Annotated in this window: 2 protein-coding genes and 1 pseudogene; 1 reads left to right on the top strand and 2 read right to left on the bottom strand. The window is 65.7% G+C overall.

Features of this window, described 5'->3' with window-relative positions; genetic code table 11:
- Positions 1-120: 120 nt before the first annotated feature.
- Positions 121-834 (bottom strand): annotated as a pseudogene (locus ACFW9O_RS36595) (transposase).
- Positions 835-910: 76 nt separating this feature from the next.
- On the opposite strand from ACFW9O_RS36595, the gene ACFW9O_RS36590 reads away from it, so the two are divergent.
- The gene (locus tag ACFW9O_RS36590) at positions 911-1,393 is read left to right on the top strand and encodes a hypothetical protein (RefSeq protein ID WP_384615491.1); all 483 of its coding nucleotides are present in this window, start codon (positions 911-913) and stop codon (positions 1,391-1,393) included.
- 133 nt (positions 1,394-1,526) lie between these two features.
- Here ACFW9O_RS36590 and ACFW9O_RS36585 read toward each other — a convergent pair.
- Positions 1,527-1,820: transposase family protein (locus ACFW9O_RS36585; RefSeq protein ID WP_384615489.1), on the bottom strand; the 294-nt coding region annotated here is incomplete at its 5' end.

Genomic DNA, 1,820 nt, shown 5'->3' with positions numbered 1-1,820 from the left:
GCCCGCGCCAACGGCGCGAACACCTCCCTAGCGAACTCCTCCAACCGGCCCCGGCACGCGGCGAGTTCATCTGCCCTTATACCAGCAGGAAACCACCAAGGCGACCGCTTGCCCAGACACCTAACAAAGCCCTACTAGGCGGCAGTCGCGGAGGATCTTCCAGCTCTTCATCCGGGCGAAGGTGTGCTCGACGCGGGCGCGGACCCTTTTGTGGGAGCGATTGTGCTTCTCCTTCCAAGGCGGGAGCTCTTCGCCCTTACGGCGGCGGTGCGGGATGACCAGACCCGTGCCCTGGTAGCCGCCGTCGGCGATCGTCATTGTGGTGCCGACGGCAGCCTTGGCCCCGGACTCCTCCCAGCCACGGGAGTCGTGCCGGTTTCCCGGCAAGGGCCGGCCCACCACGACGACCAGTCGGGTATCAGCGTCGATGACGACCTGGTGGGCATTGGAGTAGCGGTAGTCCTTCGACTGCTCGGCCACCGAGTGATCGCGGGTGGGCACCAGGGTCCCGTCGACAATGAGCACGGTGTCCTGGGGGAACTGGTTCCGTTGACGGAGCGCCAGCAACGGCCCAATGTGGTCGATGATCCGGTCCGCGGCCGACTTGGAGATCCCGAACAACGGAGCAAGCTGGCGCATCGTTAAGTTCGTGCGCCAATACGCCGTCACCAGCAGGACACGGTCCTCCAGCGGCAGGCTCCAGGGCCGGCCTCGCTGCTGATCCACGCCTTGCTCGCGTCGCACCGAGGCAACCAACTTGCTGAATCAGCGCGAGCTCAGCCCGGTGAAGGGTTCTATCCAGGACGGTACCGACGCCGTTATCACACCAGCCACGACGTGATCGTTTCACTCGGTGAGAAGCAACCATCGCCCCGTACCCTCTCGGCCTGAGCAGGTTCAGAATGCGGCCATGGCCGACGACGAGCACAACGAGGCAGCTGCACGCTCATTCCTGTCATGCGCCACCGAGGTGGCGCGGCTGGTGGGTCTCGGGAACGCGGCCGACGTACCGGAAGCACGCCGCGCACGGCACCTGGCCCATGCGGTGCGCAAGCCACTGCTCGAACGTGCCAACCTGCCCGAAGAGTTCTTCGCCCCGTTGATGGCTGCAGCCGTCTGCGACCCGGACCCCAGCTTCTGCCTCTGGTTCGTTGAACCAGCGGTCTATGCCTTCGGGCGCCGCCGGGTCATGACCGCCCTGCTCGACTATCGACTGACCGGCACGGACGCCGAGCAGGCAGGCGCTGAGCGGGCTTGGTATTGCGCCCACGTACCGCTCCGCGCAGACCGGTCCCCGGCCTACGCACCCGACGGAAGGCGCGATCCCGCTATGGATGAATCCCGCGATGTCAGCGACGAGTGGAGGGAGACGCTTCGGCAATCAGCCACATGACCGCACCGCCTCGAAGCCTGGCCAGCCCTCGTTGTCATGGGCTGTTGGTCACTCCGACCAGTTACGGGACAGGTCTTACGAGCTCGTGCACGGTTAGCGGTGAGACGTCGAAGGGGTTGGTGGGGCTCGGCTCTCACGTCTGTGACGCGAAAACCAGGTCTGCGGTCTGCTGCTGGGACAGCAGGCCGGCGATGGCTTGGACGGTGTCGTCCATGTGCTTTCGGCGGCCGAGGTGACGGGCCAGTGCCCGCCAGTTCTTCAGGTGGGCGATGCCGTGTTCGACCCGGATGCGTCGGGAGGAGTGTACTTTGCGCTGGCGCTCGTGTATCTCCTCGTACCAGTCCGGGGCGTTCTTCTTGAACTTGCGGTGCGGTGGCGTCACGACGCGTCCGCCGGTCTGTGCTCCGAGTCCTTGGTAGCCGGCGTC

Origin of the sequence: Streptomyces sp. NPDC059499 (assembly GCF_042749285.1) — a bacterium.
Taxonomy (GTDB): Bacteria; Actinomycetota; Actinomycetes; order Streptomycetales; family Streptomycetaceae; genus Streptomyces.
This window is presented reverse-complemented; position numbering and strand designations above follow the sequence as displayed.